Source organism: Desulfobulbus sp., from assembly GCF_031547805.1.
Taxonomy (GTDB): domain Bacteria; phylum Desulfobacterota; class Desulfobulbia; order Desulfobulbales; family Desulfobulbaceae; genus Desulfobulbus.
In genome coordinates, this window is record NZ_JAVBRQ010000007.1 from 54,232 (window position 1) to 70,175 (window position 15,944).

A 15,944-nucleotide genomic window follows, 5' to 3' on the forward strand; every position below is an offset into this window, starting at 1 on the left:
CCTTCGCAAATCCGGGGTGAGCTGGCAGGGATCCTTACCGGGATCTCTGCTTTTCTTTTTTCACTCATCCTGGTTGTTCTCTCTTTGGTCAGACGCATGATTCTGCACTATGACCATATCGATTCCACCAATCGAGTCGCCAAGGATCTGATCGCCGAAGGCACGCCGAGCGGCACCATTGTGCGCGCTGCCGCTCAATCGGCCGGCAAGGGGCAATACGGCCGTGTTTTCGAGTCTCCCCAAGGAGGACTGTATTTTTCCCTGGTGCTCGAACCGGATCTGCCCCTTGATCAATCTCCTCTGATCACCCTGGCCACAGGCCTTGCCTGCCTGCGGGTGCTCGAAGGGCAATTTTCGCTGTCCCCACTGATCAAATGGCCCAACGACATTTATCTTGCCGGTAAGAAGGTCGCAGGAATTCTTTGCGAGAATGTCATCAAACCTGGTCTTGACGGGCCCACGGCAACTGTCATCGTCGGTGTCGGCATGAATGCCAACAACCAGGTGAGTGATTTTGCCGATGAGATCCAGCCGCTGATTACCACTCTTTTTGAACATCTCCACCACCGGATTGACCTGGACGTGCTGCTGGCCGACCTGACCCGGGCCATTGTCGGCCAGGTGACCCGGCTGAAGCATGAGCGTGCCATTGTGCTGACCGAATGGCAGCAGGCCGATTTGCTCATGGGCCGTTCAGTCGTTTACCTCCACGACAGCCGAAGCCTGACAGGTACCGGCCTGGGGGTAACCGCACAGGGCACCTACCGAATTCGCGAGGACAGCGGTCTTGAACATCAGGTGATCGGCGGGCAACTTCGCCTGAGCTCCGCCTGAATCTTTTGGTTATGCACGACAATCCTTTGCGGTCTTTTCCCCTGCCATGAAAGAGAGAGAGTTTTACGCCCTGGTTGCCACCGATGGCGGCAACCAGGGCTTTCGACATGAGATTGTCCGTAAATCGACGGCTGAATTGCCCCCCGGTGAAGTCCTTATCCAGGTGAGGTACTCGTCGCTCAATTATAAGGACGCCCTTTCCGCCAGCGGCAACCGCGGTGTGACCAAACACTATCCGCACACTCCGGGAATCGACGCCGCTGGTCATGTCGTCCATTCGACCGATCCTGCATGGCAAGCGAATGACGAAGTGCTGTGCAGCGGATACGATTTGGGGATGAACACCGCCGGCGGCTTCGGCCAGTACATCAGGGTTCCGGCAAGCTGGCTTGTGCGCAAGCCCAGGGGGTTGTCGCTTTTGGAAAGCATGCGGTTCGGAACCGCCGGCTTCACCGCTGCCCAGTGTCTGCTGCACCTGGAACAGCACGGCATAGGCCCGGATAAGGGCCCCATCCTGGTGACCGGCGCCACGGGCGGGGTGGGCACGGTCGCACTCATGCTGCTGCACAAGCTGGGATACCAGATAATCGCGGTCACGGGCAAGCAAGCAGAACATGCGGCATTGCTTGCCATAGGGGCAACCAAGGTCCTTGATCGACAGGAATTTTTGGCGGAGAGCGAAAAACAGTTGCTGCCCGCGCGTTGGGCAGGCGCCATCGACACCTTGGGCGGCATGCCACTATCCGTGGCGGTGAAAGGGGCAGCGTTCGATGGCGTCGTCACCTGCTGCGGCAACGCCGCCTCCGGCGACCTGCCCTTGACGGTTTATCCGTTTATCCTGCGGGGCATTCACCTCATCGGGGTGTATTCGGCCAACTGCCCCATGGCCAAGCGGCTGCACATTTGGGATAAACTAGCAGATGAATGGAAACTCGATCTGGCGCCGATCTGCCGTACGGTACGGCTCGGCGATCTTGGGGCCGCCATCGATGCGATGCTGGCCGGCCAGAGCAAGGGACGATGGGTCGTTGACCTGGAGGAGGCGGTGTGAGCGTCAAGCTGGCAAAAGAAGTGCTGTCGATCGAATCCGCAGGCATCCTGGCGGTGCGCGACAATCTCGGCAGGGAATTTGAAAAGGCGGTCGATCTCATTATGGCCTGCCCGAGTCGCCTGGTGGTGACGGGCATCGGCAAATCGGGGCTGGTCGGGCAAAAAATTTCGGCAACGCTCAATTCCACCGGTACTCCCTCGGTCTTTCTTCACCCGGTGGAAGCCCTTCATGGCGACCTCGGCATGGTTGCTTCGACCGATGTGGTGCTGGCTATTTCCTATTCCGGTGAAACCGCCGAACTGAACGGGTTGCTCAGCAGTCTGAAGGAGCGCAATGTTCCAATCATTGCCCTGTGCGGCAGGCTGCAATCAAACCTGGCCCAGCACGCGGTGGTGACGTTGAACGTCGCGGTGCCGCGCGAGGCGTGTCCGCTCGGTCTTGCCCCCACGACCTCGACGACGGCCACCTTGGCATTGGGCGATGCCCTGGCTGTGGCCTTGTTGGACAGAAAGCAGTTCCGGGCGGAAGATTTTCGGCGAAACCATCCCGGAGGGAGCCTGGGGGAACGCCTGAAGGTCGCTGTGCGCGAGGTGATGCTGACAGGTGAAGAGGTGCCGATCGTCGACAGTACGTACACCCTGGCGGACGCCGTTGCCGAGTTGAACCGAAAAAATCTGGGAGCGGTATTTATTTGCGACGCCAACAAAAAGCTTCTGGGCATCATCACCGATGGCGATATCCGTAGGATGCTGTCATCCGGGAAAAACATCCGAGAGATGGCGCTTGAGGAAGGGATGAAGGCCGATCCGGTGGCCATTCCCAGCTCTTTGATGGCCGCCGATGCCCTGAGCATCATGCAGCGGCACGAGATAACGGTGCTCGCGGTGGCCGATGAGGGCGGTCACATGGAAGGCATACTGCACCTTCACGACCTGCTGGGCAAAGGAGAGTTCAGGTTTTTGATCTAAGAGAGGAAACGTCCGCTCAGTAGTTATAGACCGACCATCGACCGTTGGAGGTATCGAATTGGTAATTCAATTCCAATTTTGACGCACTGCCCGGACTCCGCTCCATACAGGTCAGGGTAAAGACCAACCGCGAGCCTATTTTTTTCGAGAAAGCGGCTTTGGGTTGCGAAAGCCTGGAGCCTTTGAAAGTCGGGTAATTGGCGCGAAAGATCTCTTCAAAATGCTCTTCCAGCCAGGCGATCTTATCGCGTTGGAGCAGCGCTTCCTGCTGTTTTTCGATTTTCTCGGCGACTTTCTGGGCGACGCCCTTGACCGCAGAGTCGCTCTGGTGGGCGCTTTCCTTGATCAGGCGGTGGATTTCCTTGTAGCGATTAAGAACTAATGACGGATCTTCCTTGCCTTCCGCAGCGAGGATCTGATCTTGGATCTGCGCAATCTTGACCATCAAAAGGGTCTTTTCAATCTTGCCCACAGACTCACCGCGCAGGCTTCCCGTGCTCTCCGGCTCACTGGTCAATAAATTGAGAGCGCTTTGATACTCCTCGATGGCCTGGGGCCAATTTTTTTGTTCGTACGCCTCCCGAGCCGTGGACAGCATGAAATAGAGGCGGGAATTGACCAGCAGCAGGTGAAGATCCTGCCGCTCCTTTTCGCTGACAACACTGGGATTGGCGTCGATGGCTTGCTGCGCCTGCTCGAGATACTTGATGGTTTCTTTCCACTGCGATTGGGTAAATGCCTTTTTGGACTGGTCAAGCTCATGGCGGAAGGTGGCCGCGGTCATTCTGCTGGTAATGTCGCTGGTCGTGCCCAGATTCATCATTTTGCCGGAAAGATTCAGGGCCTTGCGGTAGGCGTCTGCCGCCTCGTCCCAGTTCTTGCCTTGTTCTGCTTTTTCGGCAGCGGCAAGGGTGTGCCGCAATTCAAGCGATTGAACGATCTCGCTGATCGACGCCTGCTGTTTGCTCAGATTGCGATCGGTTGCGAATTTCAGGGCCTGCCGGTAGAGCGGAAGGGCCTGTTCGATTTTGTTCTGCCCGGCAAGCGCTTGCGCCTGATCGGTCAGTCGGCCCAATTCATCCAGGGATGCGGCGACACTGGCCGGGATGTATTCCCCTTGATACAAGACCCGACCCTTCAAACCTTCCTGTAACTCAGTGGAAGAAATCAGGCTGTCTATGGCTTGTTCCTGCGTATCTTTGCGCACACGAAGGATGGTCAGACCTGAGAGCATGCCCTTTGCTCCCTCCAGGGTTTCCAGAGCTTGTTCGAACTGCCTTTTTTCAACCAACAGTTGCCCTTCGCGCAAGCTGGCCTGCGCCTGGTTGAGGGTCTTTTGATCCTTGAAATACAGAGTGATGGTCAGGATCGCTGTGGCCAGAACCACGATGGCCACGGCAATGGGCTTGAAAGAAACGGATCCGATCCAGGTTAGTGATTTACCTGCTATTTTTGTGGGAAGCGGCGGCGCTGCCGCTGCTGGCGGCTTGCCCTCCGTCTGCTTTCCCGATTTGCCCGGTGCGGCTGGCGCCGCTTGCAGGGCCTGCTGAATCTTTCTTTTGAGCGCGTCGGCACCCGGGGCGTCGGCGGCAAGGGCTTTGATGTTGTCCGCCACCTCCATGGCCTCGGTCAGCTTGGCCATCGACTCCAGCTGTTCCGCCAGTTTAAATAACTGATCGACTTTGCGAAGTACCTTGCCAATGTGCTGTTGCAATTCCTCGCGGTCGGAAATATGTGCATTCGCAGGCAACTCGGCCAGCAGCCTGTTGGCGGCGAAAATTTTGTTTTCGTTTATAAGGTCGCGAATGTATTGAGTGTCCGCGCTGTCTTCAAATTGAGCGGCCAATGGCTGAGAGACGGGAACATCTCTTCTCTCCAGGCCAAGGGAGCCCAGGTCGCCATCTTCCAGTATATCCAGGTCCGAAGTGGTTGCCTCGATATCAGCAATGGTGACGGTATCAAGAGGAAGCTGCGCCTGGTGGTGCCTATACCATTCCGCAGCTTCCTGATTGAACGGATCTTCGAGATTGTAGATGCTGCCGCAGATCATCTCGCCGATATGGAGCACCAGTTCGGGCAAGGACGGGTTCCGCTGCCAATAATCGGCCAAGCGGATAGCGGCCGGGTCGAAATCGGGATGGAAAACAGGGGTCAGGGGTTTGGCGATCGGGGCAAAGTGGGGGTAGCCAAAGGGAAGATTGAGCCGTATCCGATGGGTTTGTCCGATGCCAATAGAAACATCGTCCTCCTTGACATAGCCGCGCAGGGTGTATTCAATTTCGTAACTGTCGGGAGGATGACCTTCGGTTCCGACGATTGCAATATTAGGATACAACTCAAGGAGTTCCTTGAGTTGTTCGTAGTCTTCAGTGACCTGCTGTGAGCCCGTGGCCATAAAATGTAACCTGTGAGGTATGCGGTTGCCATGCCAGCTGCCGGGCAAGTTCGTCGGTCGATGCGGAAAGAAAAATGTGCCGCATCGGCCCAGCGGGCATTATCGTTTGATTGTAAAGCATTGCGTTGGGGGAAACAAGCCAGCTTTGTCCAGGAAGCGAAAAAGTCAAGATGCTATCGCTCCGGCGAAGATTCCTTTGAGCCGGGAAGCATTCCGTGTACACTACCCAACGTAACGTCATCACAAACATATTGAGTCCGATGAAGTCTTTCCGCGCCGCATTTGAAATAATCCACGTCAGAAATTGCCCCTTCTATGTTCAGGAGGAGTGCTTTGTGCTGACCGACAAAGCGGTCGAGTTGCCGCTGGGCCGTCCCTCCTGCCTTCTTTTGGTGCGAGAACTGACCGGGCTGCTTTTCAATCTCCTGCCGCACGCACCCACCGGTTTTATCGAACAACGCGATATGGTGTACACCTGTGGCGGATGCACGGGGCTGATTAAATTCCGCCTGACGGATAAAGCGGTTGCAAGCAACGTGGGCAAACATGGCGAAGCTCTGAGCGAAAAAACGGAGTCGGTGATCAGTGGGCGTCTTGAAGCCATAGCCCCGGCTGAGCTGCTGCAGGTTTTCCACATGCATCAAAAAACCGGCCGGCTCATTTTGGAATTCGATAACGGTTCCGCCCGGGTCACCTTCCGGGAAGGAGGGCTGCTGGCGGCCCGCTATGAGGATTTCGACAATCAGGAAGCCGTCTACGCCATGTTGTCCCAGAAAAAAGGCACCTTCCATTTCCTCCCCGGCCTGCCGGACGCCCTGATGAAGACACGGGAGATCGGCGATTTCATGATGATCCTCATGGAAGGCCTGCGCCGGCTCGACGAGGGTGAATAAGCCCTTCCCGCCGCTGCCTAGCCGTTGGCCCGAAAAGGAGGCAGCTTGGCAATGCTCATGAAATCATCCACATGGTAGCGGGCATCCAGTGCCCGGTTTCTGAAGGCGATCAAATCGACCCCGGCGCCGGCGCAGTGTTCCTGATCGATTACCGAATCGCCGATGTAAATGGTCTCTTCCGGGCAGACTTGAAAATGGTCCAGGATCATGAGCAATCCGTCCGGAGCCGGTTTGGGACGCGGCGCGTTAAGGGCGGTCACCACCAATTCGAACCAGGGGCGCAGGGCAAAGGTGTCGAGAATGATTTCCATGGTGTCGGTTCGGTTAGTGGAGATCGCGGTCCGGTAGGCCGGCTTGATGAGCGTCAGGAACCGGAGCAAATCGGGTTCCATGGCCATGAAACGCAGGTAGGGGGCGTAATCGAGACCGAGGCGGTGGGCTTCGATCGATTTCGGGTCGATGTGGCCGTGCTTGCGAAAGATATGGGCGACCGAATTGCGCACGTTGTGGATGTGGACGTAATTGAGTTCTTCCTCGTCCATCGGCGGGCAGGAAAAAGCGGCGAGCAGGTCATTGTAGTAATGCCGGTTCGACTCCCGGGAACTGAACATGACGCCGTCGCAATCGAAAACGACAAGTTTGAGCATGGGCGGTCCGCGAATTGGCGGGAATCAAGGCAGGATGCCGTTGGTTTCCCAGGTGAGTTGATCGAAAAAAATTTGCATGAAGGCATGCCGTTGTTCGGCCATGTCCCGGCCCACCGAGGTCAGCATCCGGGTTCGGACCCTCGACATCTTGATGCGGAATTCACGGTAGGCGGTATCCTCGAGCGAATAGGACGACGTCGCGGCCGGGTCCAGCTCCGGGTTGTGCAGCCGGGCGCCGATCTGGCCGGCAAAGAGAAAGGCCCGGCCGATGCCGACCGCGCCGATGGAATCGAGCTTGTCGGCATCGTAGAGAATTTTTGCTTCCAAGGTGGCGGGCTGCATTGCGCCGCGGAAACGGTGGCTGCCAATGCAATGGCAGATGGCTTCTATCTCCGCTTGCCCATAGGCCAATTCGCGCAACAAAGGCGCCGCCAGCTCGGCACCGCGCCGGGCGTGGCAAATCCGGCCCCGGCTCCGGCTTTCTTCTCTGCGGCCGATGTCGTGCAACAGCGCGGCCGGTGCGAGAATGTCGAGCCGGGCTCCCATCCGCTCGCCAATGGTCAGGGCGGTGTGCAGCACCCGTTCGCTGTGGTCGGGGCCATGGGAGCCGCCTTCGGCAATGCAAAAGGAATGGCCGATCGTCCGCAGCCGTTGAAGAAGATCGGAGGCAAGGAGATCGGCAACCGTCGGCGATGCAGTGGCCGCGGCCTGAGGGCTATTCACCAAACCATTCCTGCCTCAGCCAACGGAGGCCGAGCAGCAGCAGTTGTTCATCGTCGCTGGTCAACCCGGCCATCTCCACCGGATTTAACGGACCCTGCAAGCTCACGCGGCCGCTGGCCATCTCCCCTCTGAACTGATCCAGGTCATACAGGGCCAGGATGTACTGGTCAAGCTGCTGCCGCGATGGTCTGAAGGCCCCGGCTTGGATGGCGGGATGCTGCACCAGCGGCAGCAGGGCGTCGTTGAACCGGTTGTAGGACTCCAATCCCTGGCTGCGCAGGTAGACGCACACCGTCTGCCCGCCTGTCGCTTCCGCAAAACCCCGGCAATGCGGCTCGTGCAGCAGCACCAGCGACTCCACCGCCATGCCGTCACCGCCTCTGGCCGCTCCCCGGCCCACCGGATAGGCTCGGCAACTCCCGGGTCGGTCGTCGTACACCGCGCATCCTTGGTCGCCGACAAAGACGCAGGAGGCCCGGCCGTCATCCACCATGGTGAGATAGCAGGTGGGCAGAATGCATCCCTCATCCCATTCGACAATGACGTATCGGTCGAGAAATTGTCCGGAGGAAAGCGCCAGTCGTCGCTTCAGGCGCAACACGTCGTACGGGGTCAAGGCTAAATCCAATTCGCGGCAGCATTGGGTGAAGCAGGAAACCCCCGGATAACAGGCAAAGACCAACTCCTGTTCCGCGCTGGCGGGCTGAAAATGCTCGGGCAGGGCTGGCGATGTCATGCCGTGCGCCCCCATTTAACGGATAGCAGCGGGCTGGCAACGAAGATGGAGGAGAAGCTGCCCGCCAACAGACCGATCAGCAGGGCAAACGAGAAATCGTGGATGGCCGAGCCGCCGAGAAAGAACAGGGATAGAACCGTGAACAGCACGGTCAGAACCGTGATGATCGAGCGGGCCAACACCTGGTTGATGGAATTGTTGATAATCTCGTAGAGGCTGAGGTCCGGGTCTTTCTGTTGATTTTCCCTGATGCGGTCGAAGATGACCACCGTGTCGTTCAGGGAATAGCCGGCCAGGGTCAGCAGGGCGGTGATGATCAACAGGGTCATTTCCTTGTCGAGCAGCCAGATGATGCCCAACACCGCGAGCACGTCGTGGAGGGTGGCGATCGCCGCCGCGATCCCGAAACGGAAATCGAAGCGAAGCGCCAGGTAGATCATGACCCCGATCATGGAGATGACGATCGAGATGACCGCCTTGCTGCGCAAGTCAGCCGAGGTCGAGGCGCCAATCTCCGATTTGCTTTCCAGGCTGAACCCTTTGTCGGCCTGCTCCTTGTGCAAAACTTCCGTGATCTGGTCGCTGAAATTGCCGACCTTTTGTTCTGATTTCTTGATCTTGACGATCAGGCGGTTCTCTCCCGTCACTTCCTGCAGCTCAAGTCCCGGATGGCCGCTGTTGGTCAGGGCGGCGCGGACCTCGTCGAGGGCAAAAGGTTTCTGCGCATGGTACTGGAGCAGGGCACCGCCGGAGAAATCCACCCCCATGTTGGCGTTGCCGCGAACAATCTGGACAAAAGCGACAACCCCCAGCAGAGCGGCTGCGGCGGAAAGCGTGAAGGCGATTTTTCTGACCCCCATGAAATCGAAATGCGCGTTGTGCACCAGGTGGAAGAACCGAAGTCGCTTGAGCAATTTGTAGCTGAACAGGACGTCGTAAACCAGCCGGCAGCAGAACAGCACCGCGAAAAGGTTGAGGATCAGGCCCAGGGTTAGGGTGATGGCGAACCCTTTGATGGGGCCGGTGCCGAACAAAAAGAGCGCCAGGGCCGTGATGAGGGTGGTGACATGGCCGTCGACGATACTCCAGAAGGCCCGGTTGAAGCCGGCATCCACCCCGGCCCTGAGCGATTTGCCCAAGGCGAATTCATCGCGCATTCGTTCGTACACCAGGACGTTGGCGTCCACGGCCATACCGATGGAAAGGATGATGCCGGCGATGCCGGGCAGGGTAAGGGTCGCGCCCAGAAGGGCCAGGCCGACGAACAGCAGCATGATGTTCAGAACCATGGCCGCATTGGCGATCACCCCGGAAAGACGGTAATAAATGGCCATGAACACCACGACCAACAAGGTGCCGAACAGGCCGGAATAAATCCCCTTGTTGATGGAATCCTGGCCGAGGCTGGCGCCGACCGTCAGGTTTTGGACGATGTCGACCGGGGCAGGCAGGGCGCCGACGCGCAGGACGATTGCCAGGTCAGTGGCTTCGTTGTGGGTGAAGCTGCCCGAAATCTGGGCGCTGCCGCCCAGGATTTTCTCCCGGATCACCGGCGCCGAGCGGACTATGTCGTCCAGCACGATGGCCAGGCGCCTGCCCACGCTTTTTTCGGTAATGGCGGCAAAGACCTGGCCGCCGCGCGAAGTCAGGTCCAGGCTGACATAGGGCTCGTTAAAGTTGCCGCCAATGCGGACCTGGGCATTTTTCACCATCTCACCGGTCATCAAAACCGGGGTTTCCAGCAGAATGGGAATTCTGGATTCCTTCTTGGTTTTCTGATCGACGGTCTTTTCAAAATAGATTTCGCTGCCCTGGGGCAACCGGTTCTGCAGGGCCAGATTGAGCCGTTTGCGGCTCTCGCCCTCGCGCCATTGCCCTGCCTTGATCACCTCGTCGATGAGTTGCGGCAGGTTGAGTCCCGGCGCTTCGGCCACCAGCTTGAATTCGAGCTGCGCGGTCTGGCCGATCAGGTCCATGGCCCGCTGGGGATCTTTGACGCCCGGAAGTTGCACGACAATCTGATTCTCACCCTGGCGCAGCACGATCGGCTCGGCAACGCCGAACTGGTCGATGCGGTTGCGGATGATTTCCAGCGACTGATTGACCGAATTTTTCCTGATGAAGTCGACTTCGCTGTCCTTGAGCTGCAGGGTGATGCGCGGGAACGAGCCGGCCTCGGCCTGGATCTGGCTGTCGAGATTGGGAAATCGCTCGCTTAGGATCTGCTTGACGGTGTCGATGGCACCGATGTTGGGCAGGGTGAACAGGACCGATTTTGGATTGCCGCTGTCCATCCGGACCGCGTTGATGTTCTTTTCCGCCAGCGCGGCCTTGAAATCCGAGGCCGAAAGATCAAGGGAGTTTTCAGCGGCCTTTTCCAGGTCGACCTGCAGGACGATATGCATGCCGCCCTGGAGATCCAGCCCCAGTTTGAGACCCGCAGGCGCGAGATATTTTTTCCACCAGTCGGGCAGGCCGTGATACAGGGAGGGGGTGAGGGCCAGGCCGGAAAAGATCAAAAGGAGAATCACAAGCCCGATTTTAAGCTTTATGGTGGAATTCATTGACTATGTTCCTTTGGCTGAACAAGAAGAAAGAGCGGGGCTCCAATTGTTAAAATGGAGCGATTATACGTCGATACCCCGCTTCCTGCAATGCCGGGGTGCTTTTTTGCGGTAAAAGGCGGGGCGGCAAAAGCGGCGGGGACAATGCGGGTAGCGATCGGTCCGCAGATCAAGCTGTCCGGTTGATGGCCGCCGCCATGCAGGCCGCGCCGAAGCCGTTGTCGATATTGACCACCGCCAGGCCGGGCGAACAGCTGTTGAGCATGCCGAGCAGGGCGGCATATCCTCCGGCCCCGGCCCCGTATCCAATACTGGTTGGCACGCCGATCACCGGCGAGGCGGTCAATCCGGCGACCACCGAGGGCAAGGCGCCTTCCATGCCGGCGACAACGATGATCGCCCGCCCCTGCTGGAGCAGATCCGAATGGGCCAAGATGCGATGGATGCCTGCCACCCCCGCGTCGTAAATGGTCGCCACCTCATGGCCGAACCATTGCAAGGTAATCCGCGCCTCTTCCGCCACCGGCAGATCCGAGGTGCCGGCGGTGACGATCACCACCGTCCCCCGGCCGTTGCCGGCCGGAATGTGACGGTCGTTGCCGGTTAGAATGCGGGCTGTAGGATGGTAGGTCAGTTGAGGCAGGCAGGCGAGGATGTGCTCGGCCTTTTCCGGAACCACCCGCGTCGCCAGTACCACGGTCGGGGTGGCCAGCATGGCGCCCAGAATCTCGATCAACTGGGCGGTCGTCTTGGTCGCGCCGAAGACCGCTTCGGGTTGGCCGGTTCTGAGGGGCCGATGGTGGTCGATCCTGGCCGATTCCAGGACCTCGACCGGCCAATGGCGGAGTCGCCGCAGGGCCTCCGCGACGTCGACCTCGCCGCTGCCGACCTGCTGCAATAAGGTGGTAAGCAGTTGTTCATTCATGAAAAATCACTCCTTGCGCTTGCGCGCAGGACTCTACCACGCTCCGGCCTCCGCGTAAACAGTTTACGCTGTCAGCCCGTTCTGTTAGAGTGCCGACCGCGTGTCTTATCCCCGTACCTTATCAATGGAAGCTGCCCAGTCAGCAGGAGAATCCGACCCATGGCCAACGACCATTTGCCCCCTTTTCTGCGGGTGCTTTTACACCCCGACCGCTACGATCATCCCGCTGTGGATGTCAAATTGGTACAAACCCACATATCTTCGGTGATTCTGGCTGGTCACTATGTCTATAAATTCAAGAAGCCGGTGAATTTCGGTTTTCTCGATTTTTCGGATCTCGACAAGCGCCGGGTCTGCTGCGAGCAGGAAATCCTGCTCAATCGCCGGCTGTGCCCTGAAATTTATCTCGGCATGGTGACGGTCACCGCCGAGCCGGACGGCGGCTTTGCCTTGAACGGTTCCGGCCCGGTGGTGGAGTACGGGGTCAAGATGGCGCGCATGCCGGAAGAGCGGATGATGGCGCAGTTGATTCGCGCCGGGCAGTTGCAGGCCTCCCACATCGACGCCCTGGTTACCGTGCTGGCCGATTTCTATCGACGGGCGGAAAACGGACAGGAAATCGCCCGGTTCGGCACCGCGGCCGCCGTGGCGGTCAATGTCCTGGAAAATTTCGATCAAACCCAAACCTTCATCGGCCAAGGGGCACTAGACCGCCCGCAGTACGAGGCGATAGCCGATTTTGCCCGCGGTTTTCTCGAAAACGAGGCGATGTTTCAGCAGCGGATCGACGGCGGCTTCATTCGCGACTGCCATGGCGATTTGTATTCCGCCAATATCTGCCTGGCCGACCGGGTCCATATCTACGACTGCATCGAATTCAATCAGCGCTTCCGCTACTGCGATGTGGCCAGCGACGTGGCCTTTCTGGTGATGGATCTGGAGTTCCACGGACTGGATGAGCTGGCCGGCCGTTTCGTTGACCGTTTCGTCCAGGCGACCGCCGATCGCGGTCTGCAGGCCATGCTCAATTTCTACAAGTGCTATCGGGCCTATGTCCGGGGCAAGATCGGGCTGTTCACCGCTGCGGATTCGGCGGTCGATCCCGCGGTCCGGACCGCCAGTGTCGAGCAGGCCGCCAAATACTTCCGACTGGCCCAGCGATATGCCGCCTGCCGATAGCCAACCGGGGCCGCTCCTTGCCGGCAAAAACATGATGGTCTTCTTTGGCATGACTGCCTCGGGTAAGTCGACCCTGGGCCAGGCCTGGGCCGGTCGGCACCATGCCCCCTACTACAATACCGACCGGATCCGCAAGGAGTTGGCGGGGCTGCGGCCCGAAGACAAGCGGCCGGATGCGGTGGGCCGCGGGATTTACAGCCAGGCGTTCACCGCGCAGACCTATCGGGCCATGCTCGATAAGGCGAGCGGGGATTTCGCCTCCGGCAAACATGTGGTGGTGCTGGATGGCTCGTATGCCAGGCGTGCGGATCGGGATCGGGTCAGAGCCGTGGCCAGGGCGGCCGGGGTGAGGTGCATGTTTCTGTTCTGCCGTTGCGGCGAAGATGAGGTGCGGCGACGCTTGTCGCGACGAGCCCAGGATCCGGAAGCGGTTTCCGACGGCCGCTGGGAGATTTATGAGCACCAGCGGCAAACGTTCGAACTGCCTGAAGCGCAAGCGGGTGAAGGCGATTGCCTGCTTGTGGACACCGAACAGCCGGTGGAAGCCCTGCTGCAGTGGCTGACGGCCCAACTCGGCGGCGGTACCGGGCCGTCAAGCTGACCGGCTGCGGCTGTTCGTTCGTCCATGCGGCGGACCGCAGTCGGGCACGACCGCGATTTACGGGGTGTATTCCTCCGGCGCATTCGCTGCCGCTTCGCCGGCTTCTATCGCCGCTTTCTTGGCGTCTTTCGCTTCCTGTCGATCCGACGGCGCCTGGGTCATGAATTCTGGCAGCCAGCGGTTCATGCCCCAGGTCGGCTTGTTGCCCGCTTCCAGGGAGGCAAGCAGCTCCTTCGCCTTGGGGGCCAGGTCCGAATCGGGATACCTGGCCAAGAGATATTTGAGCCGGTGCTTGGCTTCGTCGTAGCGCGCGGTCCGAACATAAAAGACAGCCACCATGTATTCGTGGTTAACGAGAAATTCCTTGGCGTCCTTGATCCTGGTCTTCGCTTCCTTGGCGTAGGGCGATTGGGGGTAGGCGTTGATCAGGCGGGTGAAGGACTTGATCGCCTCCTGCGGCCCGGCAATATCCCGATCGATACGGTCGGAGCGGCTGTAGTCGCACATCCCGATCTGGAACAAAACATAGGGAATGGCTTCGTTGGTGGGATGACGTTCCTCGAAGGATTTGTACAGGACCTTGGCTTCGGCGTACTGCTTGTTGTAGTAGTGGGCGTCGGCGGATTTCAGTTCGGCCAGCATGGCCTGGGGGCTGAAGGGATGCTCGTCGAGGATGATCTTGAAGAGCTTGATGGCCTCGCCGTAGTCGCCGGTATTGTAGGCATCCATGCCCTGGACGATCAACTCCTCGGGCGGTTTCGATTTCGGCGCTTCCTCTTCTTCCCCAAAGGTGACTTTGTTGAACATCGAGCAGCCGTACTGGGCGAGGGCCGTCGCCACGAGCAAGATGAGCAGGAGGCGCTTCAGGCCGGAGCAGGGCAATGCGTTGCGGGACATGGTCAATCCTTTTCGCTGCAGTTGAGGGGAGTATCCGGGGCTTTGTTGCCAAGATAATGCTCGGCCGAGAGTTCGGCGACCGCGCCTTCGCCGGCGGCATTGATGATCTGCCGGGACCGCTTGCTGCGGATGTCGCCCGCGGCAAAGACGCCGGGAATGGAGGTGGTCATTTCTTCATCGGTGACGACGAAGCCGCCTTCATCGGTCTGCAGAGAATTGGCGTGCAGGAGTTCATTGTTGGGGGCGATGCCGATCAGCACGAACAGGCCGGTGACCTTGATGACCGATTCGTCGCCGCGGTGGTGCTTGAGCAGCAGGCTGTCGACGCCGGTCTTATCTCCCCGGACTTCGACTACCTTGGTGTTCCAGATAAAATCGATCTTCTGGTTGCAGAAAGCCTTTTCCTGCAGGATTTTGGTGGCGCGCAGTTCGCCCCGCCGATGGATGACGGTGACTTTCGAGGCAAATTTGGTCAGATGCAGGGCATCCTGAATGGCGGTGTTGCCGCCGCCGACCACGGCGATTTCCTGGTTGCGGTAGAAAGGGCCGTCGCAGGTGGCACAGTAGGAAACACCCCGGCCGGTGAATTCGTATTCGCCGGGAATGTCCAGTTTACGCGGCCGGGCACCGGTGCAGAGAATGACGGTGGAGGCGGTGAGCACTTCGCCGTTTTCCAGGGTGACCGATTTGATTTCTCCGGCCAGATCCAGGGAAGCGATGGTGGCGTACTTTTTTTCCAGGCCAAAGCGGTCGGCATGGGCGGTCATTTTGTCAACCAGGTCAAATCCCGACAGCCCCTCGATGAAACCGGGATAATTGTCGACCCAGTCAGTAACCAGCACCTGGCCGCCGGTGGCGCCCTTTTCGACGAGCAGCACTTTGAGGCGGCCGCGGGCGGCATAGAGGCCGGCCGTCAAACCCGCCGGTCCGCCGCCAACGATGATCAGTTGATACTGTGCCTGCTGCATGGGAGATACCGCCAAAAAGAAGGCACGGTTTTTCGCGCAATGCAAAAAACCGTGCCGGAACGATGAGGAATCAAAGGGCTTTCTTGATCAGATCCTGGAGTTGCGATTTGCCTACCGCGCCGGTGATCTGGTCGACGACTTCGCCGCCCTTGAAGAGAATGAGCGTGGGAATGGCCCGGATGCCGAAGCGGCCGGGGGTGGCGGGGTTGTCATCCACGTTCATCTTGGCGACGACGACCTTGCCGTCGAATTCCGCCGCCAACTCGTCGATCACCGGGCCGATGGCCTTGCACGGGCCGCACCAAGGCGCCCAGAAATCGACAAGGCAGGGGAGAGCATTCCCGATGACACTATTGTCAAATTCACTATCAGAAATATGGACGACCTTATCGCTTGCCATCGTTTTTCTCCTTTTGAGCAGCCGTTGGAAGGGCTTAGGTAAAAAGTAATAAATTTTCGATGGTTATCTAATTATTATTTACAGTGTCGGGCATAATACCTTGCGGACCCCATGGTGACAAGAAAAAATTGATCTCTCCGGGTCGCTGGCGCCTGACACTCCG

At 58.7% G+C, this 15,944-nt stretch carries 15 protein-coding genes; 6 read left to right on the top strand and 9 right to left on the bottom strand.

The window, feature by feature from the left end; translation table 11 throughout:
* Nucleotides 1–96: 96 nt before the first annotated feature.
* From RMR13_RS02615 to RMR13_RS02625, 3 genes are read left to right on the top strand one after another with little or no spacing between them, the layout of a single operon-like run.
* A complete protein-coding gene (locus RMR13_RS02615) occupies nt 97–834 on the top strand; it encodes a biotin--[acetyl-CoA-carboxylase] ligase (RefSeq protein WP_310599083.1) in 738 nt (245 codons plus the stop codon).
* A 46-nt stretch (nt 835–880) separates the two neighbouring features.
* Complete coding sequence (locus RMR13_RS02620; RefSeq protein ID WP_310599084.1) at nt 881–1,885, top strand: YhdH/YhfP family quinone oxidoreductase; 1,005 nt, start codon at nt 881–883, stop codon at nt 1,883–1,885.
* Complete coding sequence (locus tag RMR13_RS02625; protein WP_310599085.1) at nt 1,882–2,853, top strand: KpsF/GutQ family sugar-phosphate isomerase; 972 nt, start codon at nt 1,882–1,884, stop codon at nt 2,851–2,853. Before RMR13_RS02620 ends, RMR13_RS02625 begins: the two co-directional genes overlap by 4 nt.
* 16 nt (nt 2,854–2,869) lie before the next feature.
* Here RMR13_RS02625 and RMR13_RS02630 read toward each other — a convergent pair whose 3' ends face one another.
* Entirely contained in the window at nt 2,870–5,248 is a 2,379-nt protein-coding gene (locus RMR13_RS02630; RefSeq protein WP_310599086.1) for a hypothetical protein, read from the bottom strand.
* A 335-nt stretch (nt 5,249–5,583) separates the two neighbouring features.
* On the opposite strand from RMR13_RS02630, the gene RMR13_RS02635 reads away from it, so the two are divergent.
* Nucleotides 5,584–6,141: a DUF4388 domain-containing protein gene (locus RMR13_RS02635; RefSeq protein WP_310599087.1), complete on the top strand. Its 558-nt coding sequence runs from the start codon at nt 5,584–5,586 to the stop codon at nt 6,139–6,141.
* 17 nt (nt 6,142–6,158) lie between these two features.
* Here RMR13_RS02635 and RMR13_RS02640 read toward each other — a convergent pair whose 3' ends face one another.
* The 5 genes from RMR13_RS02640 to larB all read right to left on the bottom strand — a co-directional run bounded on the left by RMR13_RS02640 (nt 6,159) and on the right by larB (nt 11,736).
* Entirely contained in the window at nt 6,159–6,788 is a 630-nt protein-coding gene (locus tag RMR13_RS02640) for an HAD hydrolase-like protein (protein WP_310599088.1), read from the bottom strand.
* Nucleotides 6,789–6,812: 24 nt separating this feature from the next.
* Complete coding sequence (locus tag RMR13_RS02645) at nt 6,813–7,511, bottom strand: HD domain-containing protein (RefSeq protein ID WP_310599089.1); 699 nt, start codon at nt 7,509–7,511, stop codon at nt 6,813–6,815.
* Nucleotides 7,504–8,247 carry a YkgJ family cysteine cluster protein gene (locus RMR13_RS02650; RefSeq protein WP_310599090.1) on the bottom strand — a complete coding sequence of 248 codons (744 nt, stop codon included), beginning with the start codon at nt 8,245–8,247 and terminating at the stop codon, nt 7,504–7,506. Before RMR13_RS02650 ends, RMR13_RS02645 begins: the two co-directional genes overlap by 8 nt.
* Nucleotides 8,244–10,811, bottom strand: coding sequence for a protein translocase subunit SecD (secD, locus tag RMR13_RS02655; protein WP_310599091.1), 2,568 nt, complete (start codon nt 10,809–10,811; stop codon nt 8,244–8,246). The genes RMR13_RS02650 and secD overlap by 4 nt, the downstream gene beginning before the upstream one ends.
* Nucleotides 10,812–10,980: 169 nt before the next feature.
* Nucleotides 10,981–11,736 carry a nickel pincer cofactor biosynthesis protein LarB gene (larB, locus tag RMR13_RS02660; protein WP_310599092.1) on the bottom strand — a complete coding sequence of 252 codons (756 nt, stop codon included), beginning with the start codon at nt 11,734–11,736 and terminating at the stop codon, nt 10,981–10,983.
* A gap of 159 nt (nt 11,737–11,895) precedes the next feature.
* On the opposite strand from larB, the gene RMR13_RS02665 reads away from it, so the two are divergent.
* Both RMR13_RS02665 and RMR13_RS02670 read left to right on the top strand, forming a co-directional pair.
* Nucleotides 11,896–12,915: a hypothetical protein gene (locus RMR13_RS02665; RefSeq protein WP_310599093.1), complete on the top strand. Its 1,020-nt coding sequence runs from the start codon at nt 11,896–11,898 to the stop codon at nt 12,913–12,915.
* A 31-nt stretch (nt 12,916–12,946) separates the two neighbouring features.
* Nucleotides 12,947–13,516 (top strand): AAA family ATPase, encoded by a 570-nt coding sequence (locus RMR13_RS02670; protein WP_310599094.1) that lies wholly within the window; start codon nt 12,947–12,949, stop codon nt 13,514–13,516.
* Nucleotides 13,517–13,573: 57 nt separating this feature from the next.
* Here RMR13_RS02670 and RMR13_RS02675 read toward each other — a convergent pair whose 3' ends face one another.
* The 3 genes from RMR13_RS02675 to trxA form a co-directional block, all read right to left on the bottom strand.
* Nucleotides 13,574–14,413 (bottom strand): outer membrane protein assembly factor BamD, encoded by an 840-nt coding sequence (locus RMR13_RS02675; RefSeq protein WP_310599095.1) that lies wholly within the window; start codon nt 14,411–14,413, stop codon nt 13,574–13,576.
* 2 nt (nt 14,414–14,415) lie between these two features.
* Nucleotides 14,416–15,381 carry a thioredoxin-disulfide reductase gene (gene trxB, locus RMR13_RS02680; RefSeq protein WP_310599096.1) on the bottom strand — a complete coding sequence of 322 codons (966 nt, stop codon included), beginning with the start codon at nt 15,379–15,381 and terminating at the stop codon, nt 14,416–14,418.
* 70 nt (nt 15,382–15,451) lie between these two features.
* Nucleotides 15,452–15,781 carry a thioredoxin gene (trxA, locus tag RMR13_RS02685; protein WP_309413596.1) on the bottom strand — a complete coding sequence of 110 codons (330 nt, stop codon included), beginning with the start codon at nt 15,779–15,781 and terminating at the stop codon, nt 15,452–15,454.
* Nucleotides 15,782–15,944 lie beyond the last annotated feature (163 nt).